We start from the raw sequence: 25,545 nt of genomic DNA on the forward strand, positions 1-25,545 counted from the left end.
TTACCGACGCGCTGGTTACCAGAACAGCTGGCCGAGCAGGGGGGCCAGCAGCACGGTCACCATGCCGGCGATCATCATCACCATGCTGGAGACCACCCCCTCCTCGTTGCCCATCTGATAGGCCTTGGCGGTGCCGGCGCCGTGGGCCGAGGCACCAAACCCCGCCCCCTTGCCGAGGCGGCTGCGAATGGCCAGCAGGGTGAGCACGCTCTCGCCGACGGCCATGCCGATGACGCCGGTCAGCACCACGAACAGGGCGGTGAGATCGGTCTGGCCGCCGATGGCGCGGGTCGCTTCCACCGCAAAGGGGGTGGTGATGGAGCGCATCGCCAGACTGCGCTGCAGCATGTCGGAGAGATCGAGCCAGCGGGCCAGCAGCACGGTACTGCCCACCGCCATCACCACCGAGGCGACCACTCCCACCGACAGCGACAGCCAGTGGCGGCGAATGAGCTGGCGGTTCTCGTAGACCGGCACCGCGAAGGCGACGGTGGCCGGACCCAGCAGCCACAGCAGCCAGTGAGATTCGGCCATGTAGTCCTGATAGGGGATGTGGAACAGCATCACCACCGCCACCAGCAGGGTCGGGGCCAGCAGCAGAGGCATCAGGGGCAGGATGCGCTTCTTGCCGTAGAGCCACTTGCTGGCGTAATAGAACAGCAGGGTGAGGGCGAAGCAGAGCAGGCCGAGCAGGGTATCAGACATGACGACGACTCCGGCGGGCCAGTTTCAACTCGAGGCGATAGACCCGGTCCACCACCAGCGCCGTGGTGCCGAGCACTAGTATGGTGCTGAGCAGCAGCACCACCATGATGCGCCACCCCTCCTGCAGCAACAGATCCTGATAGTTGACCACCGCCACCACCGCCGGCACGAAGAACAGCAACATCTCGGCCAGCAGCCAGCGGGCGCCGGCGCTGAACCAGTGGGTCTTGACCACGCCGAGCAGGATCAGGGCCAGTAGTGCCAGCATGCCGGTGAGGTTGGCAGGCAGCGGCAGATGGAAGGTACGTACCGCCAGATCCGCCAGCAGCCAGATGGCGGCCAACAGGGCGATTTGGAAGGGGGTCTGGAACCAGCGAATGCAGAGGGCTTTCATGATCTAGGTCTTTCTGTGAACTTGCTCACAGTATAGAGAGAGGCCAAACCTGCAAAAAATGAATTTAAATTATCAAAATTATGCCAAAGATGCATGATCAGGTTTTGCCGTCCGCCAGGAGAGAGCCATGGACATCCGCGCCCTGCGTTACTTTGTCGAACTGGTGCGGGAACAGAGCTTCACCCGCGCCTCCGAGAAGCTGTTCGTCACCCAGCCCACCATCAGCAAGATGATCCGCAACATGGAGGAGGAGCTGGGTCAGCCGCTGCTGAGCCGCGTGGGGCGCCGTTTCACCCTGACCGACAGCGGCCGGGTGCTGTTCAACCGGGCCCAGACCATCTTGGCCGAGATGCAGCAGCTGGAGGCAGAGCTCGCCGATCTGCAGAGCCTGCAATTCGGCCGGCTGGCGCTTGGCATTCCGCCCATGGTGGGCCACGTCTATGCCGATCTGATCCGCGCCTACCGCAGCCGCTACCCCAAGGTCGAGCTCTCCATCGTCGAGTACGGCGGCAGGCGCATCGAGCAGGCGGTGCTGGAAGGGGAGCTGGATCTCGCCATCACCATGCTGCCGACCAGGGAGGGGGGCGCCCTCAGTGCGCTGGAGCTGGACCAGTACCCGATCCAGGTGGTGCTGCCCGACCTGCCGCGCTGGCGGGATTGCCCTGAAATCCGGCTGGAGGCGCTCTGCGACGAGCCCTTCCTGCTCTACACCCAGGCCTTCACCCTGAGCGAGCGGCTGGAGCAGGCGTGCCGAGCGGCCGGCTTCGAGCCTCAGGTGGCGGCACGCAGCAGCCAGTGGGACTTTCTCACCGCCATGGTGCGCAGTGGTATGGGGGTCGCTTTTTTGCCCGAGCCCATCTGCCGGCGGCTGGCGCCGGATGGCCTGGTGTTGCGACCGCTGGTGCCCGAGCTGAGCTGGCGGCTCGGGGTGATCTGGCCGAGCGAGCGCTATCTTTCCCGCACCGCCGAGGCCTGGCTGGCGCTCTGCCGCGAGCAGGGGCAAACCGGCTCCCAAGGCTGAGTAGACGGGCCGCCTTCAGCCGGTAGCCAGCAGGCTGCCCAGCTGGCGGCAGAGACGGCGCAGGGCCTGGTTGTCGAGGGAGGCAAAGCCGAGCAGCCACCCCTCCTGTGTCGGCGGGCTCAGGTAGAACTGGCCGAGGGGGCGCAGCCCCAGCCCCTGTGCGTTGGCGGTCTCTGTCCAGCGCGCCTCGCCGCCGGGGGGCAGCAGCACGGCGCACTGCAGGCCGGCCCCGCTGTGAATGGGGGTGAGGGTGGGGCAGTGGCTGGCCAGCTCGGCCAGCAGCAGGTCGCGGCGGCTCTGGTAGACCAGCCGGCTCTGGCGCAGGTGGGTGGCGAAGTGGCCGGCGCGGATGAAGTCGGCGGTGACCGCCTGCAGCAGCTGGTTGCTGTGGCCGTCGACCGCGGCCCGGGCCCGACAGAAGGACTCCATCAGCGGCCTGGGCAGCACCAGGTAGGCGAGGCGCAGCGAGCCGAACAACACCTTGCTGAAGGTGCCCACGTAGAGCACCCGTCCCTGACCATCCAGCCCCTGCAGGGCGGGGAGCGGCCGCTGATCGTACTGGTACTCGCCGTCGTAGTCGTCTTCCAGGATCCAGGCGCCGTGCCGCTCGGCCTCGGCCAGCAGCGCCATCCGCCGCGGCAGGCTCATGGGCACGCCGAGCGGATACTGGTGGGCCGGCGTGGTGTAGATGAGCCGCGGCGCCGGGTGTTCCCCCTGCGGGTTGAGCCCCTCTTCATCCACCGGCACCGGGTGCACCCGGGCACCGGCACTCTCCATGGCGGTGCGGGCCCCGGGGTAGCCGGGATCCTCCACCCAGACTGTATCGCCGGCATCGATCAGCAGCTGGGTCGCCAGCAGGATCCCCTGCTGGGAGCTGGTGAGGATCAGGATCTGGTCCGGCTCGCACACCACGCCGCGCGATTGCACCAGATAGCTGCTGATGGCGCCGCGCAGCGCCTCCAGCCCCTGCGGCTCCCCGTAATTCATCCAGTCGCCGGCGTGCCGGCGCCACTGCTGCTGCATCAACCGGCCCCACAGGGCCTGGGGGAAGAGGCGGGGATCCGGCTGGCTGGAGGCAAAGGAGCGGCCCACCTCGGGCACGTCGTGACAGGCGCCGCTGTCGGCCATCTCCTGACCTCGGCGCGACAGGCCGGCCGCCGACTGGGGCGGGCGCGGAGTCGGGGAGACCGCGGCCAGCGCCACGAAGCTGCCGGCCCCCACCTTGCGCACCAGATAGCCCTCTGCCTCCAGCCGGCCATAGGCCAGCTCCACCGTGCTGCGGGATACCCCCAGATCGGCGGCCAGCATGCGGCTGGCGGGCAGCCGGCTGTGCTGGGGCAGGTGGCCGGCCAGCATGGCCGAGCGCAGGGTGCGGACCAGCTGTTCGTGCAGCGGCAGATCGCTGGCTTGCTGGGTGGCAAACAGGGTGGGCAGGGCAGGCATGGGGATCTCCCGGGCGCTAATTGGTCTGCTCATATTGGCAAAATTGGTCGGCGTGGCAAGGCCATTATGTCGCTACATTGAGGCTCAAGGTTCGGGATTCACAACTATTGGCAATGAAAGGAGTCTACATGTCGGAGTACAGCGCCACCATCAGCTGGCAGCGCGGGGCCAGCGAGCCCTTCGTCGATCAAGGTTACAGTCGGGCCCACTGGTGGGAGTTCGACGGCGGCGTCAGGGTACCCGCCTCCTCGTCTCCCCACGTGGTGCCGCTGCCCTGGTCGGTGGCCGAGAACGTCGACCCGGAAGAGGCCTTCGTCGCGGCGATCTCCAGCTGCCACATGCTCACCTTCCTCTGGCTGGCAGCCAGGGCGGGTTACCTGGTGGAGAGCTACCGGGACGAGGCGGTGGGCATCATGGAAGCCAATGCCCGCGGTCGTCAGGCCATCACCCGGGTCACCCTGCAGCCGCTGGTGCAGTTCGGCGGTGAACGTCAGCCGGATCTGGCCGCGCTGGAGCAGTTGCACCATCAGGCACACGAGGAGTGTTTCATCGCCAACTCGGTCACCACCGACATCACCACCCGGATCCGGGTTTGAGTACAAGGAGCGTCACTATGAGTCATGTATTGAGCAGCGGGTTGGCCAGTGCCGAACAAGCCCGCCTCTTCTTCGAGGCCCAGTTGGCCTTGCGCACCGATCCGGCGGATCTGGCCGCCGATCTGCTGGCCGGCGAAGAGCGGATCGTCGTCATCGACACCCGCTCTGCCGGTCACTATGCCGAGGGACACATCCCCGGTGCCATCAGCTTCCCCCACGCCACCATGAACCCGGCCACCACGGCCGCGCTGGCGCGGGACAAGGTCTATGTCTGCTATTGCGACGGCATCGGCTGCAACGGCTCGACCCGGGGCGCCTACAAGCTGGCGGCGCTCGGTTTTCAGGTCAAGGAGCTGATCGGTGGGCTGCACTGGTGGCGGCAGGACGGCTTTGCCGTCGCCACCGGTAGCGAAGCGGGCGTGCTGCAAACGGGAGGGATTGCCTGTGGCTGCTGATATCCATCTGAACGAGTTCGGCCAGCCGGTCGGTGCGCCGCTGCCAGACTGGCGGGGCGCCGAGTTTCCGCCCCGTCGCCCCCTCAACGGCTGGGGTTGCCGGCTGGAACCGCTGGATCCTGAGCGTCACGGCCCCGGCCTGTGGCAGGCCTTCAGCGCCGACAGCGGGGCCATGTGGACCTACCTGACCACAGGCCCTTACGCAACAGAGGCTGACATGCTGGTCTGGCTGCGAGAGTGCGCCGCCAAGAGCGACCCCCAGTTCTACACCATCTTCGACCAGGATGGTGAACAGCCGCTGGGGCTGGCCAGCTACCTGCGCATCGACCCCCTGGCCGGCAGCATCGAGGTGGGCTGGCTGCACTTTTCCCCTGCCTTGCAGCGTTCGCGGCTGGCGACGGCGGCCATGGCGCTGATGATGGCCAATGCTTTTTCCCTCGGCTATCGGCGTTATGAATGGAAGTGCAATGCCTTCAACCAGCCCTCCTGGCAGGCGGCGCTGCGCCTTGGTTTCAGCTACGAGGGGACCTTTCGCCAGAGCCGGGTGGACAAGGGGCGCACGCGCGATACCGCCTGGTTCTCGGTGATCGACAGTGAGTGGCCAGCGCTGCAGGCCTGCTTTGCGCGCTGGCTGGCGGAGGAGAACTTCGATGAGGCCGGCAGGCAGCGGTTGCGGCTATCCGAGCTGACCGCCGCCTGTCGAGCCAATAACGACTAACCCGGCAACATAACAGAGGCCCCGTCAGCGGGGCCTCTGTCGTTTCAGGCGTTACTCATGGTGCTCGCCGATGGGGGCGGCAATCCACTGCATCAGGCGCAGCATGTCAGCGGGCGCTACCCCCACCGAGAGGCCGCGCTTGCCACCGCTCACCAGGATCTCGTCAAACTGCATGGCCGAGTCGTCGAGCACGGTGGGCAAAAGCTTCTTCTGGGCCAGCGGGCTGATGCCGCCGACCTTGTAGCCGGTCAGCTTCTCCGCCTCCGCCGGCTTCATCATCTCCACCTTCTTGAGACCGGTGGCCTTGGCCAGCTGCTTGAGGCTGCACAGGCCGGACGAGGGGACGATGGCCACCACCGCCTGCTTGTCGTGATGGGCGATCAGGGTCTTGAACACCTGGGCCTCCGGCAGGCCGAGCTGGGTCGCGGCATGCTTGCCGAAGTCGTCGTGGGCTTCGCACTCGTAGGGGTAGAGCTTGTGGGGGATCTTGAGCTTCTTCAGCAGGTTGATGGCTGGCGTCATGATGGGTGCCTTGAGTCGAAACAAGGCCAAACAGTCTGCGCCTGTGGGGCGGGTGATGCAAGTTGCTCGCATCCCCAAGGGGTGGATGCGCGCACCGAGATAAAAAAAGCCCGGGTCAATGACCCGGGCTTTTCATTGCAGCGCGCCTCAGGAGAAGCAGATCTGCAGCACGTAGAAGATGGCGATGGCCAGGATGGCGCCCGCCGGCAGGGTGATGACCCAGGAGACCACGATGTTGCGCAGCACGCCCAGGTTCAGCGCCGCGATGCCGCGCGCCAGACCCACGCCCATGACCGCACCGACCAGGGTCTGGGTGGTGGAGATGGGCAGACCGGTGCCGGAGGCGATCACCACGGTAGCGGCGGTGGCCAGCTGGGCGGCGAAGCCGCGGCTCGGGGTCAGGTGGGTTATGCCGGTACCGACGGTGGCCATCACCTTCTCGCCCATGGTGGCCAGACCGATGACGATGCCGATGCCGCCGAGCGGCAGGATCCACCAGGCGATGTGGGAGCTGCCGCCGATCTCGCCGCCGGCCGCCACGATGGAGGCGACCGCGGAGAGCGGGCCGATGGCGTTGGCCACGTCGTTGGAGCCGTGGGCAAAGGCCATGGCACAGGCGGTGATGATCATCAGGATGCCGAATACCTTCTCCACGTTGGCAAAGTGCATCTTGCTGTCATCCTGCGGGTTGTATTGCTGGCCACGAATGTAGAGCCAGCCGGCAAACGCCACCGCGATGGAGATGGCGATGGAGAGCAGGATGCCCTCGCCGTCGGTCAGGTGCAGACCGACGTGGGTCAGCCCCTTCTTGATGGTCACCAGACAGATCACCAGCGCGGTCAGGAACATGTAGAAGGGCACGTAGCGCTTGGCGTTGTTCAGCGGATCATCGGTGTTGAAGATGAGCTTCTGCACGCTGATGAACATGAAGTAGGCGATGACGCCGGAGATGGCCGGAGTGATGATCCAGGAGCCGACGATGCCGCCGAACTTGCTCCACTGCACCGCTTCCGGGCCAATGCTCACCACGGCGAAACCGACGATGGCGCCGATGATGGAGTGGGTGGTGGAGACGGGCCAGCCGAAGTAGGAGGCCAGGATCAACCAGGCACCCGCAGCCAGCAGGGAGGCTATCATGCCGAGCACCAGCAGATCCGGCGTATCGGCAAAGGCGTTGCTGTCGATGATGCCGTTGCGGATGGTCGCGGTCACTTCGCCGCCGGCCAGATAGGCACCGGCAAACTCGAAGATCATGGCGATGATGATGGCCTGACGGATGGTCAGGGATTTGGTGCCGACCGACGTGCCCATGGCGTTGGCGACGTCATTCGCACCAATACCCCAGGCCATCAAAAAGCCGAACAAGGCCGCCACGAGCACCAGGGTGGTGCCGTAATTCGCGATAATGTCCATTCAGTGTTTACCCAGTCAGTCGATTACGAACGAGCCAGCATCAGTTCCAGACGGGCGCCAACGCGCTCGGCCTGATCTGCCAGGTCACCTACCCATTCGAGGATCTTGTAGAGGAACATAACGTCGATCGGATTGTATTTCTGCTCAACGGCTTGCAGCTGTTGGCGCAGCCCGATCTGCATGGTGTCAGTATCGTCCTCGATAAGATCCAGCTGGTGGATCATCTCGGCAACCATTTCAACTTCACGTCCTTTAAAGCCGGTTTCGAGCAGCTCATCGAGTTCTCCGATGGCTTTCTCGGCTTGGGCGGTCGCATCGATACAGCGTTTGAGATAGGCCATGAAATCGGCACGCATCTCGGAGGGGAATTCCATTTTGCGGCCAAGCATGCGGCCGGAAATATCCTTGGCACGGTTGGCAATCTTGTCCTGCTGGGTCAGCAGTTCGAGCAGGTCGGTACGGGCAACCGGCAGGAACAGGCCGCGAGGCAGTTTCAGACGGATTTCACGCTTGAGGATGTCTGCTTCTTTTTCCAGCTGGGCAATCTGCTGCCGGATCTTCTCGGCATCTTCCCAACGGTCTTCGGCAACGGCATCAAAGAAGGGAACCAACTGCTGGGAGCACTGGTGAACCTTGACGATATGCTTCTGCAGCGGCTTGATGGGGGACTTGGCAAAAAGCCCCAAAATAGTATTTACTGGCATGGCCAAACCTGTGTCGGTGAAAAAACACTCGATACGATTTTATGAGGGGCGCATGGTAACCGAACTGCGCCATCAATAAAACCGTGAATTAATCCTGATGTATCGCAGGCATTATATCCTCGCGCTTAGCATCACGCCCCCCAAAGTTGCCTGCCAGCCCGGAATGACTATGCAAACTGAGATCGAGATAAAGTTTTTTGTCTCCCGAGATATTCGACAGCCTTTTTTCAACCTTCTGAATTCACTGGAAATTATATCCAACTCTCAAGCCGAGCTCGGCAATGTCTATTTTGATACGCCAGCGCTGGATTTGCGCCGTCTGGAGATGGGATTGCGGATCCGTCGCAGCGATGATTTCGCCGAGCAGACGATTAAATGTCGGGGTCAGGCGGTGGGCGGATTGCATGCCAGACCCGAATACAATGCCCCGGTCGCTGGCGATATGCCCGCGCTTGACGCTTTTCCTGACGAGATTTGGCCGAGTCTTTCCACACTCGATGCAATCCAGGGTGCCCTGGTGGCCCAGTTTCGCACCGACTTCCTGCGCCGCCACTGGTTGATCGCCTTCGAGGGGGCCGAGATCGAGCTGGCCTGGGATCAGGGGGAGATCGTCGGCGTACTCGGCAAGAGCCTCATCGACGAGCTGGAGCTGGAGCTCAAGTCCGGCGAGGCGAGCGCCCTGTTCGGCTTGGCAGAACAGCTGGCCGGGCTTGGCGGTCTGCGGCTCGGGGCTCAGTCCAAGGCCCAGCGCGGTTATCGGCTGGCGGGGCTCGGCAAGCCGCTGGCGCTGCAAGCCTTGCCTGTATTGACCGACCTGAGCGCGGCCGAGCGTATCGCCCTCGGCCTGCAGCACTGGCAGCATCACGAGCAGTACTGGTTGGAACAGCCAGACGCCGAGGCGCAGGGGCTGGCGTTGCAGCAGCTGCGCCTGGGCATGGACCTGATTGCCGAGGCGGCCGACAGGTTGCCGGCAGCGGACTGGCTCGACGACCTGACCCGGCTCGGGCCGCGGCTGGCCTCGGTCGCCGGACAGGCCGACTGGCTGCAGGCGTTGCCGGCCCTGTTCCTTCAGGCCGACTATGTGCGCCTGCAACTGGCCATCGCCGCCTGGCTGCACCGACAAGGGTGATGAGCCGCGCGCCGCAGCGCCTGCAATGCAAAAAGGTGAGCCTGGCTCACCTTTTTCTTTGGCTGTCGATGGGGCCAGCGGGGCTGGCAATGGAGGCCTGCAAGGCTGATTCAGACCTGGGTGTAGATCAGCCCGGTGCTGCGCACCACGTCTTCCCCCTGGCAGCGCAGTTCCAGTTCGCTGGTGTCGCAGGGCTGGCCGTTGTGCTCTATGCAGAATTCGAAGCGGGTACGGGATTTTACCGGAATGTGCTGCGAGTTGGTGGGGGTGGCCTGCCATTGCCACTGCTGCAACACGGCGATGGCGGCGTCGCTGAACTGCGGGTCGCTGCTGTCCAGCACCCGGATCTGTTCGGCCCGACCCGCCGGATTGATCACGTACTCGAGTGAGCTGCAACCGGTCTGCCCGGCCAGGATGGCCTCTTTGGGATAGCGGGATTCCATCCGGGTGAGCGGGCTCCACTGGGCGTTCACTTCCTTGAGATCGCTTAAGGGGAGGGAGGTCAGATGGACGTTGTGGGTCTGCTGGCTGCAGCCGGTCAATGCGCACAGGGCGCCCAGCAAAAGAGTGGCTTTCATGTTCGCTTCCCTTCGTTATTGGTATTGCTGGCGGGCCGGGGCCCGCCGCTCGGCAGGGCCATTAATAAAATATTCAGCCACGAATGAAAACCCTTTACCGGCAACAGGTCAGAAAAAACCGCCTTTCGGCGGCTTTTTCGGTTTTTTCCGACTCAGTAATAGCCCGCATCGTCCGGGTTGGGCCTGGTCTTGAAGCGGCGGTGCAGCCACATATACTGCTCCGGCGCCTTGCGCACGGCGGCTTCTATCTCGCGGTTGGCACGGGTCGCATCAACCAGGTCGTCACCGCTCGGATAGTCGGCGAGCGGCGCCCCGATATGCAGGGTGTAACCCTCGCTGGTGCGGATGTTGTAGCAGGGCAGGGTGACGGTGTTTTTCACCCGCGCCAGGGTGGCCGTGCCGGTGATGGTGGCGGCCTGCTCCACCGCGAAGTAGGGCACGAACACGCTGGCATGGCTGCCATAGTCATGATCCGGCGCATACCAGAGCGCATCGCCGTTGCGCAGCGCCTTGATCATCCCCTTCACGTCCATCCGGTCCACCAGGTATTTGTTGGAGGCGCAGCGGCCGTGATACTGGGCATACTCCAGCACCGGGTTGGTGTTGGGACGGTAGACGCCGACCCCGGGCCGCACCAGGCCGAAGCAGCGGGCGTTGAGCTCCAGCGTGAGGAAATGGCAGGAGAGCAGCAGCATGCCCTGACCCTTCTCCATGGCGGCGATGACGTGCTCTTCCCCTTCCACCTTCATCAGGTTGCGCATCCGCCAGTCTGGCCAGAACCAGGCCATGCCGACTTCGAAGATGGCGCAGCCCACGCTCTCGAAATTCTGCTTGAGCAGTTTCTCGCGCTCATCCTTGGTCAGCTCGGGCATCGCCAGTTCCAGATTGCGGCGGGCAATCTTGACGCGGGATTTCAGCAGCTTGCGGGCCAGGCTACCCAACTGGCGTCCCAGCCACATCTGGCTGCGCCAAGGCAGCAGCACCAGCAGCCAGAGCAGGCTGAGGCCGAACCAGCTGGCCCAGTAGCGGGGATGAAACAGGCGGGGTTCGAGGCGGGGAGCATTGTCGTGGGCCATGAAAAGTCTCTTGTTCGCAATCGCCATGCACCGGGCAAGCCCGGTCGAATAAGGGGAGGCGATAAAGGCACGTGGGGATCCTGAACGGATCGTTTTATTCGCAAGCGGGGATTCTAGCCGAAAAGCGGGGTCGGGGGCGAATGGCTATGTGCTGGTCAGAGGGGCTGATGGTGGTTCACTGGCGTGACGGGAATCGTCACTACCGGTTTCTTTAAATGGAAACCGCAGGTTTGCTTTTTCTCCCTCAAATAAAAGAGTGTGATAAAATCGGCGACTGATTTTTCAGGTTTTGAGAGTCGATACAGATGAAGATCACCCTGCCCGAGTTTGAAAAAGCCCGCGTTCTGGTCGTTGGCGATGTCATGTTGGACCGTTATTGGCATGGCCCCACCGGCCGGATCTCGCCTGAGGCACCGGTGCCCGTGGTCAAGGTCGAACACATTGAGGAGCGCCCGGGTGGCGCCGCCAACGTGGCGCTCAACTCCGCCGCGCTGGGCGCCCACGCCGTGCTGCTGGGTCTGACCGGTCAGGATGAGGCCGCCGATGCCCTGGCTGGCCAGATGGCCGGCGTCAAGGTCGCCTGTGACTTCGTTCGTCTGGCCGACTATCCGACCATCACCAAGCTGCGCGTGCTGTCGCGCAACCAGCAGCTGCTGCGTCTGGACTTTGAAGAGGCCTTCCACGATGTGGACTCCACCCTGCTGATGGGCAAGGTCGAGCAGGCACTGCCGCACAGCGACGTGATGATCCTCTCCGACTACGGCAAGGGCGCCCTCAACGACGTGCCCGGCATGATCCAGCGCGCCCGCGCCGCCGGGATCCCGGTGCTGGTCGATCCCAAGGGGACCGATTTCGAGAAGTACCGCGGCGCCACCCTGCTGACCCCCAACATGTCCGAGTTCGAGGCCGTGGTGGGCAAGGTGAAGAGCGAAGAGGAGCTGGTTGCCAAGGGGCTGGAGCTGGTCAAGCGCTTCGAGCTGGAGGCCCTGCTGGTCACCCGTTCCGAGAACGGCATGACCCTGATCCGCGAAGGCCAGCCCGAGCTGCACCTGCCGGCCCAGGCCCACGAGGTGTATGACGTGACCGGTGCCGGTGATACCGTCATCTCCACCCTGGCCACCTCGCTGGCCGCCGGTAAGAGCCTGGACGAAGCCTGTGCCCTGGCCAACACCGCCGCCGGCATCGTGGTCGGCAAGCTGGGCACCTCCACCGTCAGCCCGGTCGAGCTGGCCAACGCCCTCTACACCGAGCAGGAGACCGGCTTTGGCGTCATGTCCGAAGCCCAGCTCAAGATTGCCGTGCAGGCCGCCCGTCTGCGTGGCGAGAAGGTAGTGATGACCAACGGTTGCTTCGACATCCTGCACGCCGGTCACGTCTCCTACCTGGCCAATGCCGGCAAGCTGGGGGATCGCCTGATCGTGGCGGTCAACACCGACGAGTCGGTGCGCCGCCTCAAGGGGCCGGGTCGTCCGGTCAATCCGACCGAGCGCCGGATGGCCGTGCTGGCGGCGCTGGGTGCCGTGGACTGGGTGGTGCCCTTCGCCGAGGATACCCCGCAGCGGCTGATCGCCGAGGTGCTGCCGGATCTGCTGGTCAAGGGCGGCGACTACAAGCCGGAAGAGATTGCCGGTTACGCCGAGGTGACCGCCAACGGCGGCGAGGTGCGAGTCCTCAACTTCGAGGATGGCTGCTCCACCAGCGACATCATCAAGACCATCCGCGAACGCGGCTAATACTGCTGGTCCCGTTTATCCGGGACCATCGCCAGCAAGCGACGATTCCCGGATAACAAAAAGGCGACCTTATGGTCGCCTTTTTCATTGCCGATAACGACTATCAGACTTTGGTCTTGGCTTTTGCAGTGGCAGGCATCAGACCCTGGTTTACTTCCACCAGATCCTGAGCTTCCAGCACACCGGCAGCCTGTTTCAGGCTCAGGATATTGAGGATGTAGTTGTAACGGGCTTCGGAGAGCTTCTGCTTGGCCTCGTACAGCTTGCGGGTGGAGTCCAGCACGTCAACGATGGTACGGGTGCCGACCTCGTAGCCCGCTTCGGTCGCCTTGAGGGCGCTGTCGGCGGAGATGACGGACTGGCTGTAGGCGCGTACCGAGCCGATGCTGGCGTTCACGTTGTTGTAGGAGGAGCGCACCGTGCTCTGCACCGAGCGGAAGTTCTTCTCCAGCAGTTCGCTGGCCGCCACGTAGTTGTACTGAGCCTGTTTCACTTTGGAGCTAGTGGCGCCACCGCTGTAGAGCGGCAGCTTGAAGGTCAAGCCGATGTTGGCCTGATTGTCATTGCCGCCTGGCATGCTATCCAGCTTGTAATCGGTATTGCTGGTTTGCAGTCCTGCACCCAGATCCAGAGTCGGCTCATGGCCGGTCTTGGCCAGGTCAATCTGCTCCTTGGCGATGTCCTTGCCGATGCGGGCACTGTGCAGTTGCAGGTTCTTGTCCAGCGCCAGCTCCAGCCACTTGTCGGAGCCGAAGGCGGTCTTCTGCGGGCTGAAGCGATCGGTGTTGAGCACGTCCAACTGACGGTGATCGATACCGGTCAGCTCGCGCAGGGTCTCGTAGCTGTTATCCAGCGAGTTCTCGGCGTTGATCTCGTCCGCCAGCGCCTGGTCACGAGAGGCCTCGGCTTCGTGGACGTCGGTGATGGCAGTCAGGCCCACTTCGAAACGCTGCTGGGTCTGTTCCAGCTGACGCTCTACTGCAACCTTGTTGGCGCGCACAAACTCCAGGGTATCCATCGCCTTGAGCACGTTGAAATAGGCCTGGGCAGTACGCAGCATCAGGCTCTGGATCTCGAGGTTGTAGGCGACATCAGACTGGGTTGCCTGCTTCTCGCTGATATCCAGATTGACCCAGTTACTGCGACGATAGAGGGACTGCGACAGCGTCACTTCACCCTTGGCGTTGTTGTTGCTCTGGGTATCGTTCTTGTTTTTCAGATAATTGAGTCCGGCACCCAGATCGATCTGGGGCAGCAGAGGGGCGCGGGTTTCGTTGATCTTCTCGAAGGCCTGATCGCGAACGGCTTTGGACTGCAGCAACTGCGGGTCTTTGATCTGGGCTTGCTGGTAGATGTCGAGCAGGTTTTCGGCATGGGCACCGGCACTGACGCCCAGCAACACCATGACGGACAAAAGTGTTCTTTTCATAGATCGATTTAACCTTATGTAGTAACCCAAACTGGTTGCTGGAGAGGGCAAATATTGTCACCGACCAAGCTTGATTGCAGCTTAATCACTCTACTATAAGCAAAATTTTATGATAACTGTCTCTTTTCCAGCGACAGGAACGTCAAGAACGAGGGTGAGTTTTCTCCTCCTCGTGCCTAGCCAAATGTCCTGTGGCTGCTAAAATCCGTCCCTCATCTCCGACGGGAGCGAGTGAATGAATGTTCATTCATATTCCCGGATTTTATGGTCTAACCGAGCCAAGTCAAGCTGGCGGGAGTCTCGTATGTCGCAGCAAGCCTTGCCCCAAACCCGTCACTATTCTGCCGATGACGTGAAAATTATCGATAAATCAGCAGGATATAACGGGTTCTTCAAAGTGAACGTCTATCGTCTGCAGCACAGGTTATTTGCAGGGGGCTGGAACGAGCCCATCGTCCGCGAGTTGTTCGAGCGCGGCCATGCCGCCGCCCTGTTGCCCTATGACCCGGTGCGCGACCAGATCGTACTGGTGGAGCAGTTTCGCATCGGCGCCATCGAGACCAGCGCCACCCCCTGGCTGCTGGAGCTGGTGGCCGGCATCATAGACCCGGGTGAGGTCGCTGAAGAGGTGGTGCGGCGCGAAGCGGTGGAAGAGGCGGGCATCGAGGTCGGTCGCTGCGAGCACGCCATCAGCTATCTGGTGAGCCCGGGCGGCAGCACCGAGCGGATCGAGGTCTACGTGGGCGAGGTGGATGCCAGCAAGGCCGAGGGGATCCACGGTCTGGCGGAAGAGGGTGAAGACATCCGGGTCCACGTGGTGAGCCGCGAGCAGGCCTATGCCTGGCTCAAAGAGGGGCGCATCGACAACGCCGCCTCCGTTATCGCCCTGCAGTGGCTGGCCCTCAATCACGGCGAGCTGCGTACCCGCTGGCTGGCAGGGCGCTAAGGTGGCGCTCGTTCATACCCAGGCCAAGCGCTATGTGCCTGATTTGATGTCCCTGCAGCGTACCTGCGAGGTCAACTACATGACCCTGATGAAACTGCTGCCGCCAGGCGGCAGTGTCGGCGCCGAACGCCGCTATCAGGTGGGCAACGGCCTGCAATTCCAGCTCACGGTGAGCGAGGAGAGTCGCTTCACCAGCCAGGTGATCCTGGCCCAGCACAACCCGGAATTGCCGAGTTATTTACAGGCCCGAATAGAGATTCGTTTGTACCATGACGTACGGATGGCGGAAGTGTGTGCGGCGCAACAGATTTCAAGGTTGCAACCACGTTATGATTATCCCAATAAAAATATGCACCAGCGGGATGAAAAGGAGCAGGTAAACCTGTTTCTGGCCGATTGGCTAAAATTTTGTCTCAGACATGGTACCAGCCTGATAAACATCCTCTAGTTGAACTCATAAAAAGAAGCGTGATTTTGGAAACAGAGCTACCCCAGGCGCAGGACGGCAGTGTGCGCCTGTTGCAAATTACCGACACCCACCTCTTCGCGAGTGCCGAGGGGCGGCTATTGGCCGTGCGCACTGCCGAGAGCCTGGCTGCCGTGCTGGAACGGGTGCAGGCCAATGACCATCCGTTCGATCTGATCCTCGCCACCGGGGATCTCTCCCAGGATCACAGTCCGGAGTCCTACCAGCGCTTCGCCTCCATGATGGCGCCGCTGGCGCGCCCCATCTACTGGCTGCCCGGCAACCATGACGACGGCCCCCTGATGACCGAATACCTGCATGCGGCCGGCATCAGCGAGGCCAAGCAGCTGGTAGGCGAGCACTGGCAGGTGATCCTGCTGGACACCCAGGTGCGCGGCAAACCCCACGGGGTGCTGGGGGATCACCAGCTGGCGGCGCTGGATCAGGCGCTGCGCCAGCATCCCGAGCGTCATGCCCTGATCGCCCTGCACCATCAGGCGGTGCCGGTGGGCTGTGCCTGGCTCGATCAGCACAATCTCAAGAATGCCGACGACCTGTTTGCCGTGCTGGCCCGCCACCCGCAGCAGAAGACCATTCTGTTCGGCCACGTCCACCAGGAGTTTGACGAGGTGCACCGCGGGGTGAGGCTGATCGCCAGCCCCTCCACCTGCATCCAGTTCAAACCGCTCTCTGATGGCTTCGCGCTGGACGAATCCGGCCCGGGCTGGCGCTACCTCACCCTCTACCCGGATGGCCGTATCGCCAGCCAGGTGTGGCGTCTGCCGGTGGGGCAGTTTGTGCCCGACCCCAATGCCACCGGTTATTGAGGAGTCGTGATGAAGTCCGTTCTCCTCTATCTGCACGGTTTCAACTCCTCGCCCGGCTCCGCCAAGGCGCAGCAGATGGCTGCCTGGGTGGCTGAACACAGACCCGATATCGAGGTGGTGATCCCGGCCCAGCCCAACACGCCGGCGGCGGCCTGGGCGGCCATCGAGCAGACCATTGCCAATCTGCAGAGCCGTTATGGCAACGAATTCAAGCTTGGCGCCGTGGGCAGCTCCCTCGGCGGCTTTATGGCGACCCGGGTCAGCGAGCGCTACGGCTGCCACGCCGCCCTGATCAACCCGGCGGTACGCCCGCACGAGCTGCTCTGCGACTACCTCGGCCCCCAGACCAACCCCTACACGGGGGAGCAGTATCAACTGCTGCCTGAACACATGAATGAGCTGCGGGCGCTGGCGGTGCCGGTGAGCGCCCCCGAGCGACTCTGGGTGCTGCAACAGCAGGAAGACGAGGTGCTCGACTATCGCAAGGCGCTGGACGAATACCGCTTTGCCCGGCTCTCGCTGGAGTGCGGCGGCGACCACGCCTTCGTGGCGTTCGAGCGCTACCCCGCCCAGATCGTCCGCTTCCTCGGGCTCTAGCCATGCAGCCGCCGCTGGCCACCTTTCTGGAACAGGTGCTGGCCACGGCGCAAGCGGGCCTCACCTACTCCAACGATCCCTTCGACATCGGCCGCTTCGAGGCGCTGCGAGCGGCCACGGTGGCGCTCATCGCCAGCCAGAGCGAGCTGGCGCCGGAAGCCATCAGCGACTGGATCGCCCTCGATCGCGGTTATCCCACTCCCAAGCTGGATGTGCGGGCCTTCATTCAGAACGATGCGGACCATATCCTGCTGGTGCAGGAGCGCAGTGACGGCTGCTGGACCCTGCCGGGGGGCTGGTGCGACATCGGTGACTCGCCGGCGGGGGCCGTGGTTCGCGAAGTGGTGGAGGAGACCGGCCTGGCGTGTCGGGCCGTGCAGCTGCTGGCGCTGTTCGACAAGCTAAAACACCCTCATCCGCCCCAGCTGCCCCACGCTCACAAGGCGTTCTTCCTGTGCGAAGTGACCGGCGGCCAGCTGCTCACCGAAACCGATGAAACCAAAGGGGCGGGGTACTTCCCCATCGATGACTTGCCCCCGCTCTCCCGCCATCGGGTACTGGAGTCCCAACTGCGAACTCTCCATGACCATCTGCTACAGGGGCGGCAGGATACCCTGTTCGATTGATTGGCTCGGAACCTGAACCCGTCTGCAAGGAGGCAGCATGATCAAGCGCATCGGCAATACCCCCATTCAGGAGCGACACAAGGCCAGCTGCCACTGCGGCGCCGTGGTGCTGGAGCTGACCCTGCCAGATGGCGTGGTGGATCCGCGCCGCTGCGACTGCTCGCTCTGCCGACGCCGGGGCGCCATCGTCGCCTCGGTGCCGCTGGCCGGCATCCGCATCTTGCAGGGGGAGGAGGTGCTGAGCTGCTACCAGTTCAATACCCGCACCGCCAAACACTACTTCTGCAGCATCTGCGGCATCTACACCCATCACCAGCGCCGCTCCAATCCGGCCCAGTATGGTTACAACCTCGCCTGCCTCGAAGGTGTCAATCCGTTCGAGCTGGGCGAGGTGCCGCTGCTCGACGGCATCAACCATCCGGCGGACCGGCTGGTCTGACCGGCAGGGTCTCATCTGCTCCTGTAGCACCTTGCGGGGCTGTGATAGTCTTGCCAGACCCGCCGCATGGCGGGTCGTGAGTCCGCATTTTCTCGCTTGCCAACAGGGAGCCCGCTTGTGACAACTTCAGCACTGCCGGATCTGATCCTGGGCGCCTCTCTCTACTTTCCACCGCTGTTCAAGGCGGTTCTGCTCGGCCTGCTGGGCTGGCTGCCGGTGCACCACCTGCTGCGCGACTGGCTCTACGGCGGGGATGTCTGGCATCCCCTGCTGATGGATCTCTCCCTGTTTATCCTCGCCGTCAGCGGCGCCCTATGGATATTGCTACATGGCTAAATCACCCCTCGCGACCCTCAAATACTTCTCTACCCTGCTGGTCTGCGCGCTGGCGCTGGCGGCGGGCTGGTGGCTGTGGAACTACTACATGCAGGGGCCCTGGACCCGGGATGGCAAGGTGCGGGCCGAGCTGGTCAGCATCACCCCCGAGGTGTCGGGCAAGATCATCAAGATAGCGGTGAAGGACAACCAGCTGGTGAAGGCGGGGGAGGAGATCTTTACCCTGGATCCCGAGCCCTATCAGATTGCGCTGGACAACGCCCAGGCGGCGCTGGCCAAGGCCAAATCGGATCTCGACAAGGCAGAGCACGAGGCGAGCCGGCGCAGCGGCCTGTCGCGCAGCGTCATCTCCGCCGAGGCGGTGGACGAGGCCCGCCTCAATGCCCAGGCGATGAAGGCGGCCTACCAGGTGGCCCAGGCCAATCTGGAGCAGGCCCGATGGTCGCTGGCCAAGACCCGGGTTCATGCCGCGAGCGACGGTTACATCACCAACCTGCAGACCCGGGTCGGCAACTATGCCAGCGCCGGTGTACCGCTGGTGGCACTGGTGGACATCCACTCCTTCTACGTGCAGGGCTACTTCGAGGAGACCAAGCTCAGGCACATAGCGCCGGGCAAACCGGCCGAGGTGGTGCTCTACAGCGGGGAGCAGCGGCTGCGCGGCGAAGTGGAGAGCATAGGGCGCGCCATCCACGATCAGAGCGTGGAGGGGGCCGACAACCTGCTGCTGGACGTCAAACCCAATGTGCCCTGGGTGCGGCTGGCCCAGCGGGTGCCGGTGCGGATCAAGCTGCTGGAGGTGCCGCCCGGGCTGACGCTGATCGCAGGCACCACCTGCACCATCACCATAGGGGAGTAAGGTGACCGCCTCGCTCTGGCGCCAGACCCCCTGGGGCAAGGCCAATGGCGGCCAGTGGCGCTACGCCCTGCGCAACAGCCTGGCGATGTGCCTGTCGCTCTGGCTGGCCTTCGTGCTGGAGCTGGATTCCCCCTACTGGGCGATGACCTCGGCCGCGGTGGTGAGTTTTCCCACCGTGGGCGGGGTCATCAGCAAGAGTCTGGGACGGGTGGTGGGCAGCCTCATCGGCGCCATGGCTGCGGTGGTGATCACCGGCCTTGGCATCAGCGATCCCTGGCTGTTCAGCTTCCTCATCGCGCTCTGGCTGGCGCTCTGCACCTACATCTCCAACCACCATCAGAACAACGTCTCCTACGCCTTTGCGCTGGCGGGCTACACCGCCGCCATCATCGCCTTCTCCTGCGTCAACGTGACCGACCCGCAACACATTTTCGACATCGCCCAGGCGCGGGTGAGCGAGGTGATCATCGGCATCCTCTGCGGTGGCCTGTTGATGATGATCCTGCCCAGCACCTCGGATGGCGAGACCCTGCTGCAGTCGCTGCACAAGACCCAGGCCCGCCTGCTGGAGCATGCCCAGCTGCTCTGGCTGGGGGAGGCGAGCCCGGAGGTGCGCACCGCCCACGAGGGGCTGATCGGCCAGATCCTCACCATGAACGTGCTGCGCATCCAGGCGGTCTGGAGCCACCATCGGCTGCGCCGCCACAACCGGCTGCTCAACTTCCTGCTGCACCGCCAGCTGCGCCTGATCAGCCTCATCTCCAGCCAGCGCCGCATGCTGCACAACTGGCCGGCGCAACCGGAGGGGCTGCAGGCGTTGCTGGAGCGGCTGCTGGCCGAGCTGGGCCAGCCCGGCTGCGACAAGTATCGTATCGCCCGGCTGCTGGCCCCCTTGGTGCCGACGGCGGCCAGCGACTACCGGCTGCACACCTTCTGGCGACGGCTGCGCCACTTCTGCTGGAGTTATCTGGAGTGTCAGCGCTGGCTGGATCGGTTGGCCCGCTACGACGATCAGGAGTGGCCGGCACCGCCGCGCCACTCTTCGCTCACCAGCCACACCGACACGCTGGAGGCGGCCTACAACGGCGGGCGCACCTTCCTCTGCGTGCTGCTGGGCTGCGCCTTCTGGATCCACAGCCAGTGGGATGCGGGCAGCTCGGCGCTGACCCTGCTCTCCATCTGCTGCGTGCTCTACTCGGCCACCCCGGCGCCTGCCAAGGGGGCCAACACCATGCTCAAGGCGATCCTGCTGCTGAGCCTCATTTGCTTCGCGGTCAAGTTCGGCCTGATGATCCGCCTCGACGACTTCTGGCTCTTCTGTGCCCTGCTGTTCCCCGTGCTCATCACCATGCAGCTGTTCAAGCAGCAACAGCCCAGGCAGGCGGTGTTGTGGGGCCAGCTCATCGTGCTGCTCGGCTCCTTTCTCGCCATCACCAATCCGCCGAGCTACGACTACCTGCAGTACATCAACGGCAGCCTGGGACAGGCGCTGGGGGTGATGAGCGCCGGACTGGCGTTCCAGCTGCTGCGACCGAGCTCGGATCGGCGCAAGAGCCGCCGCCTCATCCGCTCCCTGCGCCGCCACTTCATGGATCAGCTTGAGCCGGCCCCGCGCCAGAGCGAGAGCCAGTTCGAATCGCTCATCTACCACTGCATCAGCCAGCTCAGCCAGAGCCAGGATCAGACCGCCCGCCTCTGGGTGCTGCGCTGGGGCGTGGTGCTGCTCAACTGCAGCCACATCGTCTGGCAGCTGCGCCAGTGGCGCGGCGAGGATCAGCCCCTCTACCTGGTGCGCGACAACTGCATCCGCTCTCTGCAGGGGATCCTCACCGAGCAGGGGGTGCAGCACGCCTCTCTGGATCGCACCCTGGCCGAGCTGCAGCGGATCAGCGCGGCCCTGGCCAACCACAGGGAGCCGACGGCGCGGGAGCTGGCCGGCATGGTGTGGCGGCTGCACAGTTCTCTCTCCCAGTTGCAGCAGGCGCTGCCGGTCGCGGCCGAGGCGCGCTGAACGGGCCGGTGGGGTGACTTACCCCGTCCGGATCAAGCTTTGCCGCCGCCGGGTTTGTCCAATACCCTCCCAACGAGTAAGATTCTCCCCAAACGTCAATTCGCAAGGCCCTCCATGTCTACTCAATACAATGCGGATGCCATTGAGGTCCTCAATGGCCTTGAACCGGTGCGTCGCCGCCCCGGCATGTATACCGACACCACCCGGCCCAATCACCTCGGCCAGGAGGTCATCGACAACAGCGTCGACGAGGCGCTGGCGGGTCACGCCCGTACCCTGGAGGTGACCCTGTATGAAGATCAGTCCCTCGAGGTGATCGACGACGGCCGCGGCATGCCGGTCGACATCCACCCGGAGGAAGGGGTGTGCGGGGTGGAGCTGATCCTCTGCAAGCTGCACGCGGGCGGCAAGTTCTCCAACAAGAACTACCAGTTCTCCGGCGGTCTGCACGGGGTGGGCATCTCGGTGGTGAACGCCCTCTCCGAGCGGGTCGAGGTGACGGTGCGCCGCGACGGCCAGGTTTACGACATCGCCTTCGAGAAGGGCGAGAAGGTACAGGAGCTGACCATCACCGGCACCTGCGGGCGCCGCAACACCGGCACCCGGGTACGCTTCTGGCCGGAAGCCCATTACTTCGATTCGCCCCGTTTCTCGGTCTCCAAGCTGGAGCACCTGCTCAAGGCCAAGGCGGTGCTCTGCCCGGGCCTCACCATCAAGTTTCTCGACAAGAACACCGGCATCAAGCTGGAGTGGTGCTATGAAGACGGCCTCAAGGATTACCTGGTCGATGCGGTCAAGCAGTTCACCTGCCTGCCGGAGCAGCCCTTTGTCGGCGCCTTCAGCACCGAGCAGTCGGCGGTGGACTGGGCCCTCTGCTGGCTGCCGGAAGGGGGCGAATGCCTCGCCGAATCCTATGTAAACCTCATTCCTACCGCCCAGGGCGGTACCCACGTCAACGGTCTGCGTCAGGGCCTGCTCGACGCCATGCGCGAGTTCTGCGAGTTTCGCAACCTGCTGCCGCGCGGGGTCAAGCTGACCCCGGAAGATATCTGGGATCGCTGCGCCTACATCCTCTCCATCAAGATGCAGGATCCGCAGTTTGCCGGCCAGACCAAGGAGCGGCTCTCCTCCCGCCAGAGCTCGGCGTTTGTCTCCGGCGTGGTGAAGGATGCCTTCAGCCTCTATCTGAACAGTAACACCGAGCTGGCCGAACAGCTGGCCGAGCTCTGCATCTCCAGCGCCCAGCGCCGGATGCGCGCCGCCAAGACGGTGGTGCGCAAGAAGATAACCCAGGGCCCGGCCCTGCCCGGCAAGCTGACCGACTGTAACTGCGCCGACCCCATGCAGGGAGAATTGTTCCTGGTAGAGGGTGACTCCGCGGGCGGCAGTGCCAAGCAGGCGCGGGATCGCGAGTTTCAGGCCATCATGCCGCTGCGCGGCAAGATCCTGAACACCTGGGAGGTGGAGGCTGGTCAGGTGCTCGCCTCGCAAGAAGTGCACGATATCTCGGTCGCCATCGGGCTCGATCCCGACTCCGAGGATCTCAGCGGCCTGCGCTACGGCAAGGTGTGCATCCTCGCGGATGCGGACTCGGACGGTCTGCACATCGCCACTCTGCTCTGCGCCCTCTTTGTGAAGCACTTCCGCACGCTGGTGGAGAAAGGCCACGTCTATGTCGCCATGCCGCCCCTCTACCGGATCGATATCGGTAAAGAGGTCTACTACGCCCTCGACGAGGACGAGAAGAATGGCGTGTTGCAGCGGGTCGAGGCCGAGAAGAAGAAAGGCAAGGTGATGGTGACCCGATTCAAGGGTCTGGGTGAGATGAACCCGAAACAGCTGCGGGAAACCACCATGGATCCCAACACCCGCCGTCTGGTGCAGCTCACCATGGAGCCGGCAGGAGAGAGCGAAGGGGATGCGGCTGACGAGACCCTGCAGCTGATGGATATGCTGCTGGCCAAGAAGCGGGCGGGTGATCGCCGTGAATGGCTGGAAGAGAAGGGTAACCTCGCCATCATTTAAGCCGTCGGCTGGCCCGCACAGGGCCAGCAAGCATTTAGCCGGAGTCGCCCTGTGGCGGCTCCCGAACCGAAAGAGAAAATCACATGAGTGATGCTATCGAGCTCAGTCTGGACGGGGTAGAGCGCCAGCCAATGCGCACCTTTACCGAACAGGCTTACTTGAACTACTCCATGTACGTCATCATGGATCGGGCCTTGCCGCATATCGGCGACGGCCTCAAACCGGTGCAGCGGCGCATTATCTACGCCATGAGCGAGCTGGGGTTGTCGGCGCTCTCCAAGCACAAGAAATCCGCCCGTACCGTGGGTGATGTGCTGGGTAAGTACCACCCCCACGGCGACATCGCCTGTTATGAAGCTATGGTGCTGATGGCCCAGCCCTTCTCCTACCGCTACCCGCTGGTGGATGGTCAGGGCAACTGGGGTGCGCCGGATGATCCCAAATCCTTCGCCGCCATGCGTTATACCGAAGCGCGTCTGTCGCGCTTCTCCGAGCTGCTGCTCTCCGAGTTGGGGCAAGGCACGGTGGAGTGGACGCCGAACTTCGACGGCACCATGAAAGAGCCGGTGGTGCTGCCTGCCCGTCTGCCGCACATCCTGCTCAACGGGGTGACCGGTATTGCGGTGGGCATGGCGACTGACATCCCGCCCCACAACGCGCGGGAAGTGGCCTACGCCTGTGCCGAGCTGCTCGACAACCCCAATGCGGGGCTGGATGTGTTGATGCAGCACATTCAGGGGCCGGACTACCCGACCAACGCCGAGATCATCACTCCGCGCGACGATATCCGCAAAATCTACGAGACCGGCAAGGGCTCCATCAAGCAGCGGGCGGTCTGGAGCGAGGAGGATGGCGACATCGTCATCACTGCGCTGCCCCATCAGGCCTCCGGCGCCAAGATCATGGAGCAGATCGCCGCCCAGATGGTGGCGAAAAAGCTGCCGATGGTCACCGACCTGCGCGATGAATCGGACCACGAGAACCCGACCCGTCTGGTGATCGTGCCGCGCTCCAACCGGGTGGATGTGGAGGGGCTGATGGCCCACCTGTTCGCCACCACGGATCTGGAGAAGAACTACCGGGTCAACCTCAACATCCTGGGTCTGGACAACCGGCCCCAGGTGAAAGACCTCAAGACCATCCTCACCGAGTGGCTGAGCTTCCGCCGTGAGACGGTGCGTCGCCGTCTGCAGTTCCGCCTCGACAAGGTGCTGGCTCGCCTGCACATCCTCGAAGGCTTGCTGATCGCCTACCTCAACATCGACGAGGTGATCGAGATCATCCGCACCGAGGATGAGCCGGGCCGGGTGATGATGGAGCGTTTCAACATCAGCGAGACCCAGGCCGAAGCGATCCTCGAGCTGAAACTGCGCCATCTGGCCAAGCTCGAAGAGTTCAAGCTGCGCGCCGAACAGAACGAACTGGCCGAAGAGCGCGACAAGCTGGAGCTCATTCTGGGCTCCGAGCGTCGCCTCAACACCCTGCTCAAGAAAGAGCTGCTGGCCGATGCCGAGAAGTACGGCGACGATCGCCGCACCCCGCTGGTGGAGCGTGCCACCGCCGTGGCGCTGACCGAGAAAGAGCTGGTGCCCAGCGAACCGGTCACCGTCATCCTCTCCGACAAGGGGTGGGTGCGCGCCGCCAAGGGCCACGACGTGGATGTCGAGGGGCTCTCCTACAAGGCTGGGGACAGCTATCTGGCCCACGCCTGTGGCCGCAGCAACCAGCAGGCGGTGTTCCTCTCCACATTGGGAAGAACCTACGCCCTCGAATCTCACACCTTGCCTTCCGCGCGCAGTCAGGGCGAACCGCTCACCGGCCGCTTTGCGCTGGGGGCAGGGGAAGAGGTGCGCCATCTGGTGATGGGCAACGAGGGTGAGCCGTATCTGATCTGTTCCGACGCCGGCTACGGCTTCGTCTGCAAATACGACGACCTCATTGGCAAGAACAAGAACGGCAAGGCGCTGCTCACCGTGCCGGAAGGGGGCCTGGTGATGGCACCCCAGAAGATAGGTGCGCCGGAGACCGATCTCTGCATGGCCATCTCCAACGAAGGGCGCATGCTGCTGTTCCCGCTCAACACCTTGCCGGTGCTCGGCAAGGGCAAGGGCAACAAGCTGATCAGCATACCCTCGGCGCGCGTGAAGGCACGAGAGGAGTTTGTGGTGATGGCCGCCGTCATTCCGCAGGGGCAGTCCGTCACCCTGTTTGCCGGCAAGCGCAAGCTGACCCTCAAGCCAGCTGACCTTGACTACTACCGCGGCGAGCGCGGCCGCCGCGGCGCCAAACTGCCCCGCGGTCTGCAGCGAGTCGATCGCATCGAGATTGAAACTGTCGCCAGCGAGCCGGTGGCGGGGGAAAATCAGGAAGGGTAGTCAACGGATCTATACAAGATGGGAGCGAATTATTCGCTCCCATTTTTTTGTGAAAAATGACTCCTCATAGGGATAGTGGTAGCGTGTCGTCCCAATGTCGATTGGATCAGAAAGGATATCTG

General features: G+C 63.5%; 26 protein-coding genes. 17 read left to right on the forward strand and 9 right to left on the reverse strand.

Features of this window, described 5'->3' with window-relative positions:
* Positions 1-15 precede the first annotated feature (15 nt).
* Together PG900_RS15370 and PG900_RS15375 are read right to left on the reverse strand one after the other, a co-directional pair.
* Entirely contained in the window at positions 16-705 is a 690-nt protein-coding gene (locus PG900_RS15370) for an LrgB family protein (protein WP_011707492.1), read from the reverse strand.
* Positions 698-1,099, reverse strand: a complete 402-nt coding sequence (locus PG900_RS15375; protein ID WP_011707491.1) for a CidA/LrgA family protein — start codon at positions 1,097-1,099, stop codon at positions 698-700. The genes PG900_RS15370 and PG900_RS15375 overlap by 8 nt, the downstream gene beginning before the upstream one ends.
* A gap of 127 nt (positions 1,100-1,226) precedes the next feature.
* Between PG900_RS15375 and PG900_RS15380 the strand changes: the two genes are divergently transcribed.
* The gene (locus PG900_RS15380) at positions 1,227-2,120 is read left to right on the forward strand and encodes a LysR family transcriptional regulator (RefSeq protein WP_270831761.1); all 894 of its coding nucleotides are present in this window, start codon (positions 1,227-1,229) and stop codon (positions 2,118-2,120) included.
* A gap of 15 nt (positions 2,121-2,135) precedes the next feature.
* Here the strand turns inward: PG900_RS15380 and pdxR are convergent, their stop codons facing one another.
* Positions 2,136-3,563 carry a MocR-like pyridoxine biosynthesis transcription factor PdxR gene (gene pdxR, locus PG900_RS15385; RefSeq protein ID WP_269384285.1) on the reverse strand — a complete coding sequence of 476 codons (1,428 nt, stop codon included), beginning with the start codon at positions 3,561-3,563 and terminating at the stop codon, positions 2,136-2,138.
* A gap of 128 nt (positions 3,564-3,691) precedes the next feature.
* Here pdxR and PG900_RS15390 point away from each other — a divergent pair, with 128 nt between their 5' ends.
* Genes PG900_RS15390 through PG900_RS15400 form a run of 3 tightly spaced genes read left to right on the forward strand, consistent with a single transcriptional unit; the run spans position 3,692 to position 5,332 of the window.
* A complete protein-coding gene (locus PG900_RS15390) occupies positions 3,692-4,159 on the forward strand; it encodes an OsmC family protein (RefSeq protein WP_011707488.1) in 468 nt (155 codons plus the stop codon).
* 17 nt (positions 4,160-4,176) lie between these two features.
* Complete coding sequence (locus PG900_RS15395; RefSeq protein ID WP_017409504.1) at positions 4,177-4,614, forward strand: rhodanese-like domain-containing protein; 438 nt, start codon at positions 4,177-4,179, stop codon at positions 4,612-4,614.
* Positions 4,604-5,332, forward strand: coding sequence for a GNAT family N-acetyltransferase (locus PG900_RS15400; RefSeq protein ID WP_039214023.1), 729 nt, complete (start codon positions 4,604-4,606; stop codon positions 5,330-5,332). Before PG900_RS15395 ends, PG900_RS15400 begins: the two co-directional genes overlap by 11 nt.
* A 51-nt stretch (positions 5,333-5,383) precedes the next feature.
* Here the strand turns inward: PG900_RS15400 and ybaK are convergent, their stop codons facing one another.
* The 3 genes from ybaK to PG900_RS15415 all read right to left on the reverse strand — a co-directional run bounded on the left by ybaK (position 5,384) and on the right by PG900_RS15415 (position 7,971).
* Positions 5,384-5,854, reverse strand: coding sequence for a Cys-tRNA(Pro) deacylase (ybaK, locus tag PG900_RS15405; RefSeq protein ID WP_016352096.1), 471 nt, complete (start codon positions 5,852-5,854; stop codon positions 5,384-5,386).
* Positions 5,855-6,001: 147 nt separating this feature from the next.
* Positions 6,002-7,267 carry an inorganic phosphate transporter gene (locus PG900_RS15410; RefSeq protein ID WP_016352095.1) on the reverse strand — a complete coding sequence of 422 codons (1,266 nt, stop codon included), beginning with the start codon at positions 7,265-7,267 and terminating at the stop codon, positions 6,002-6,004.
* 23 nt (positions 7,268-7,290) lie between these two features.
* Positions 7,291-7,971 carry a TIGR00153 family protein gene (locus tag PG900_RS15415; protein ID WP_005305357.1) on the reverse strand — a complete coding sequence of 227 codons (681 nt, stop codon included), beginning with the start codon at positions 7,969-7,971 and terminating at the stop codon, positions 7,291-7,293.
* Positions 7,972-8,140: 169 nt separating this feature from the next.
* On the opposite strand from PG900_RS15415, the gene PG900_RS15420 reads away from it, so the two are divergent.
* Positions 8,141-9,100 carry a CYTH domain-containing protein gene (locus PG900_RS15420; RefSeq protein ID WP_270831762.1) on the forward strand — a complete coding sequence of 320 codons (960 nt, stop codon included), beginning with the start codon at positions 8,141-8,143 and terminating at the stop codon, positions 9,098-9,100.
* A 110-nt stretch (positions 9,101-9,210) separates the two neighbouring features.
* On the opposite strand, the gene PG900_RS15425 is transcribed toward PG900_RS15420, so the two are convergent.
* Together PG900_RS15425 and lpxL are read right to left on the reverse strand one after the other, a co-directional pair.
* A complete protein-coding gene (locus tag PG900_RS15425; RefSeq protein ID WP_042064773.1) occupies positions 9,211-9,678 on the reverse strand; it encodes an energy transducer TonB in 468 nt (155 codons plus the stop codon).
* Positions 9,679-9,830: 152 nt separating this feature from the next.
* On the reverse strand, positions 9,831-10,754 hold the full coding sequence (gene lpxL, locus PG900_RS15430; protein ID WP_077095186.1) for an LpxL/LpxP family Kdo(2)-lipid IV(A) lauroyl/palmitoleoyl acyltransferase: 924 nt from the start codon (positions 10,752-10,754) through the stop codon (positions 9,831-9,833).
* Positions 10,755-11,059: 305 nt separating this feature from the next.
* On the opposite strand from lpxL, the gene hldE reads away from it, so the two are divergent.
* Positions 11,060-12,487 carry a bifunctional D-glycero-beta-D-manno-heptose-7-phosphate kinase/D-glycero-beta-D-manno-heptose 1-phosphate adenylyltransferase HldE gene (gene hldE, locus PG900_RS15435; RefSeq protein ID WP_016352090.1) on the forward strand — a complete coding sequence of 476 codons (1,428 nt, stop codon included), beginning with the start codon at positions 11,060-11,062 and terminating at the stop codon, positions 12,485-12,487.
* A 103-nt stretch (positions 12,488-12,590) separates the two neighbouring features.
* Here hldE and tolC read toward each other — a convergent pair whose 3' ends face one another.
* Complete coding sequence (tolC, locus tag PG900_RS15440) at positions 12,591-13,916, reverse strand: outer membrane channel protein TolC (RefSeq protein WP_024944694.1); 1,326 nt, start codon at positions 13,914-13,916, stop codon at positions 12,591-12,593.
* 304 nt (positions 13,917-14,220) lie between these two features.
* Here tolC and nudF point away from each other — a divergent pair, with 304 nt between their 5' ends.
* The 11 genes from nudF to parC all read left to right on the forward strand — a co-directional run bounded on the left by nudF (position 14,221) and on the right by parC (position 25,423).
* Positions 14,221-14,862 (forward strand): ADP-ribose diphosphatase, encoded by a 642-nt coding sequence (gene nudF / locus PG900_RS15445; protein WP_162498783.1) that lies wholly within the window; start codon positions 14,221-14,223, stop codon positions 14,860-14,862.
* 46 nt (positions 14,863-14,908) lie between these two features.
* Positions 14,909-15,310, forward strand: coding sequence for a DUF1249 domain-containing protein (locus PG900_RS15450; protein WP_198426826.1), 402 nt, complete (start codon positions 14,909-14,911; stop codon positions 15,308-15,310).
* A 26-nt stretch (positions 15,311-15,336) separates the two neighbouring features.
* Positions 15,337-16,155, forward strand: a complete 819-nt coding sequence (gene cpdA, locus PG900_RS15455) for a 3',5'-cyclic-AMP phosphodiesterase (protein ID WP_011707475.1) — start codon at positions 15,337-15,339, stop codon at positions 16,153-16,155.
* A 9-nt stretch (positions 16,156-16,164) separates the two neighbouring features.
* On the forward strand, positions 16,165-16,752 hold the full coding sequence (locus tag PG900_RS15460) for a YqiA/YcfP family alpha/beta fold hydrolase (RefSeq protein ID WP_270831764.1): 588 nt from the start codon (positions 16,165-16,167) through the stop codon (positions 16,750-16,752).
* 2 nt (positions 16,753-16,754) lie between these two features.
* Positions 16,755-17,378 carry an NUDIX hydrolase gene (locus PG900_RS15465; protein ID WP_241871703.1) on the forward strand — a complete coding sequence of 208 codons (624 nt, stop codon included), beginning with the start codon at positions 16,755-16,757 and terminating at the stop codon, positions 17,376-17,378.
* 37 nt (positions 17,379-17,415) lie between these two features.
* Positions 17,416-17,817 carry a GFA family protein gene (locus PG900_RS15470; RefSeq protein ID WP_101614321.1) on the forward strand — a complete coding sequence of 134 codons (402 nt, stop codon included), beginning with the start codon at positions 17,416-17,418 and terminating at the stop codon, positions 17,815-17,817.
* A 66-nt stretch (positions 17,818-17,883) separates the two neighbouring features.
* On the forward strand, positions 17,884-18,153 hold the full coding sequence (locus PG900_RS15475; protein WP_043158843.1) for a DUF1656 domain-containing protein: 270 nt from the start codon (positions 17,884-17,886) through the stop codon (positions 18,151-18,153).
* Positions 18,146-19,012, forward strand: coding sequence for an efflux RND transporter periplasmic adaptor subunit (locus PG900_RS15480; protein ID WP_270831766.1), 867 nt, complete (start codon positions 18,146-18,148; stop codon positions 19,010-19,012). Before PG900_RS15475 ends, PG900_RS15480 begins: the two co-directional genes overlap by 8 nt.
* A 1-nt stretch (position 19,013) precedes the next feature.
* A complete protein-coding gene (locus PG900_RS15485; protein ID WP_270831767.1) occupies positions 19,014-21,023 on the forward strand; it encodes an FUSC family protein in 2,010 nt (669 codons plus the stop codon).
* A gap of 114 nt (positions 21,024-21,137) precedes the next feature.
* On the forward strand, positions 21,138-23,048 hold the full coding sequence (gene parE / locus PG900_RS15490) for a DNA topoisomerase IV subunit B (RefSeq protein ID WP_206865898.1): 1,911 nt from the start codon (positions 21,138-21,140) through the stop codon (positions 23,046-23,048).
* Positions 23,049-23,131: 83 nt separating this feature from the next.
* Positions 23,132-25,423 carry a DNA topoisomerase IV subunit A gene (gene parC / locus PG900_RS15495; RefSeq protein ID WP_270831769.1) on the forward strand — a complete coding sequence of 764 codons (2,292 nt, stop codon included), beginning with the start codon at positions 23,132-23,134 and terminating at the stop codon, positions 25,421-25,423.
* Positions 25,424-25,545: the final 122 nt, after the last annotated feature.

The organism is Aeromonas sp. QDB03, assembly GCF_027707985.1.
GTDB classification, from domain to species: domain Bacteria; phylum Pseudomonadota; class Gammaproteobacteria; order Enterobacterales; family Aeromonadaceae; genus Aeromonas; species Aeromonas hydrophila.

Excerpts from the sequence above, each read along its gene's own strand:
- PG900_RS15370 (WP_011707492.1), bottom strand. The coding sequence starts at position 705 with ATGTCTGATACCCTGCTCGGCCTGCTCTGCTTCGCCCTCACCCTGCTG.
- PG900_RS15375 (WP_011707491.1), bottom strand. The coding sequence starts at position 1,099 with ATGAAAGCCCTCTGCATTCGCTGGTTCCAGACCCCCTTCCAAATCGCC.
- PG900_RS15380 (WP_270831761.1), top strand. The coding sequence starts at position 1,227 with ATGGACATCCGCGCCCTGCGTTACTTTGTCGAACTGGTGCGGGAACAG.
- pdxR (WP_269384285.1), bottom strand. The coding sequence starts at position 3,563 with ATGCCTGCCCTGCCCACCCTGTTTGCCACCCAGCAAGCCAGCGATCTG.
- PG900_RS15390 (WP_011707488.1), top strand. The coding sequence starts at position 3,692 with ATGTCGGAGTACAGCGCCACCATCAGCTGGCAGCGCGGGGCCAGCGAG.
- PG900_RS15395 (WP_017409504.1), top strand. The coding sequence starts at position 4,177 with ATGAGTCATGTATTGAGCAGCGGGTTGGCCAGTGCCGAACAAGCCCGC.
- ybaK (WP_016352096.1), bottom strand. The coding sequence starts at position 5,854 with ATGACGCCAGCCATCAACCTGCTGAAGAAGCTCAAGATCCCCCACAAG.
- PG900_RS15410 (WP_016352095.1), bottom strand. The coding sequence starts at position 7,267 with ATGGACATTATCGCGAATTACGGCACCACCCTGGTGCTCGTGGCGGCC.
- PG900_RS15415 (WP_005305357.1), bottom strand. The coding sequence starts at position 7,971 with ATGCCAGTAAATACTATTTTGGGGCTTTTTGCCAAGTCCCCCATCAAG.
- PG900_RS15420 (WP_270831762.1), top strand. The coding sequence starts at position 8,141 with ATGCAAACTGAGATCGAGATAAAGTTTTTTGTCTCCCGAGATATTCGA.
- PG900_RS15425 (WP_042064773.1), bottom strand. The coding sequence starts at position 9,678 with ATGAAAGCCACTCTTTTGCTGGGCGCCCTGTGCGCATTGACCGGCTGC.
- lpxL (WP_077095186.1), bottom strand. The coding sequence starts at position 10,754 with ATGGCCCACGACAATGCTCCCCGCCTCGAACCCCGCCTGTTTCATCCC.
- hldE (WP_016352090.1), top strand. The coding sequence starts at position 11,060 with ATGAAGATCACCCTGCCCGAGTTTGAAAAAGCCCGCGTTCTGGTCGTT.
- tolC (WP_024944694.1), bottom strand. The coding sequence starts at position 13,916 with ATGAAAAGAACACTTTTGTCCGTCATGGTGTTGCTGGGCGTCAGTGCC.
- nudF (WP_162498783.1), top strand. The coding sequence starts at position 14,221 with ATGTCGCAGCAAGCCTTGCCCCAAACCCGTCACTATTCTGCCGATGAC.
- PG900_RS15450 (WP_198426826.1), top strand. The coding sequence starts at position 14,909 with ATGTCCCTGCAGCGTACCTGCGAGGTCAACTACATGACCCTGATGAAA.
- PG900_RS15460 (WP_270831764.1), top strand. The coding sequence starts at position 16,165 with ATGAAGTCCGTTCTCCTCTATCTGCACGGTTTCAACTCCTCGCCCGGC.
- PG900_RS15465 (WP_241871703.1), top strand. The coding sequence starts at position 16,755 with ATGCAGCCGCCGCTGGCCACCTTTCTGGAACAGGTGCTGGCCACGGCG.
- PG900_RS15470 (WP_101614321.1), top strand. The coding sequence starts at position 17,416 with ATGATCAAGCGCATCGGCAATACCCCCATTCAGGAGCGACACAAGGCC.
- PG900_RS15475 (WP_043158843.1), top strand. The coding sequence starts at position 17,884 with ATGGCGGGTCGTGAGTCCGCATTTTCTCGCTTGCCAACAGGGAGCCCG.
- PG900_RS15480 (WP_270831766.1), top strand. The coding sequence starts at position 18,146 with ATGGCTAAATCACCCCTCGCGACCCTCAAATACTTCTCTACCCTGCTG.
- parE (WP_206865898.1), top strand. The coding sequence starts at position 21,138 with ATGTCTACTCAATACAATGCGGATGCCATTGAGGTCCTCAATGGCCTT.
- parC (WP_270831769.1), top strand. The coding sequence starts at position 23,132 with ATGAGTGATGCTATCGAGCTCAGTCTGGACGGGGTAGAGCGCCAGCCA.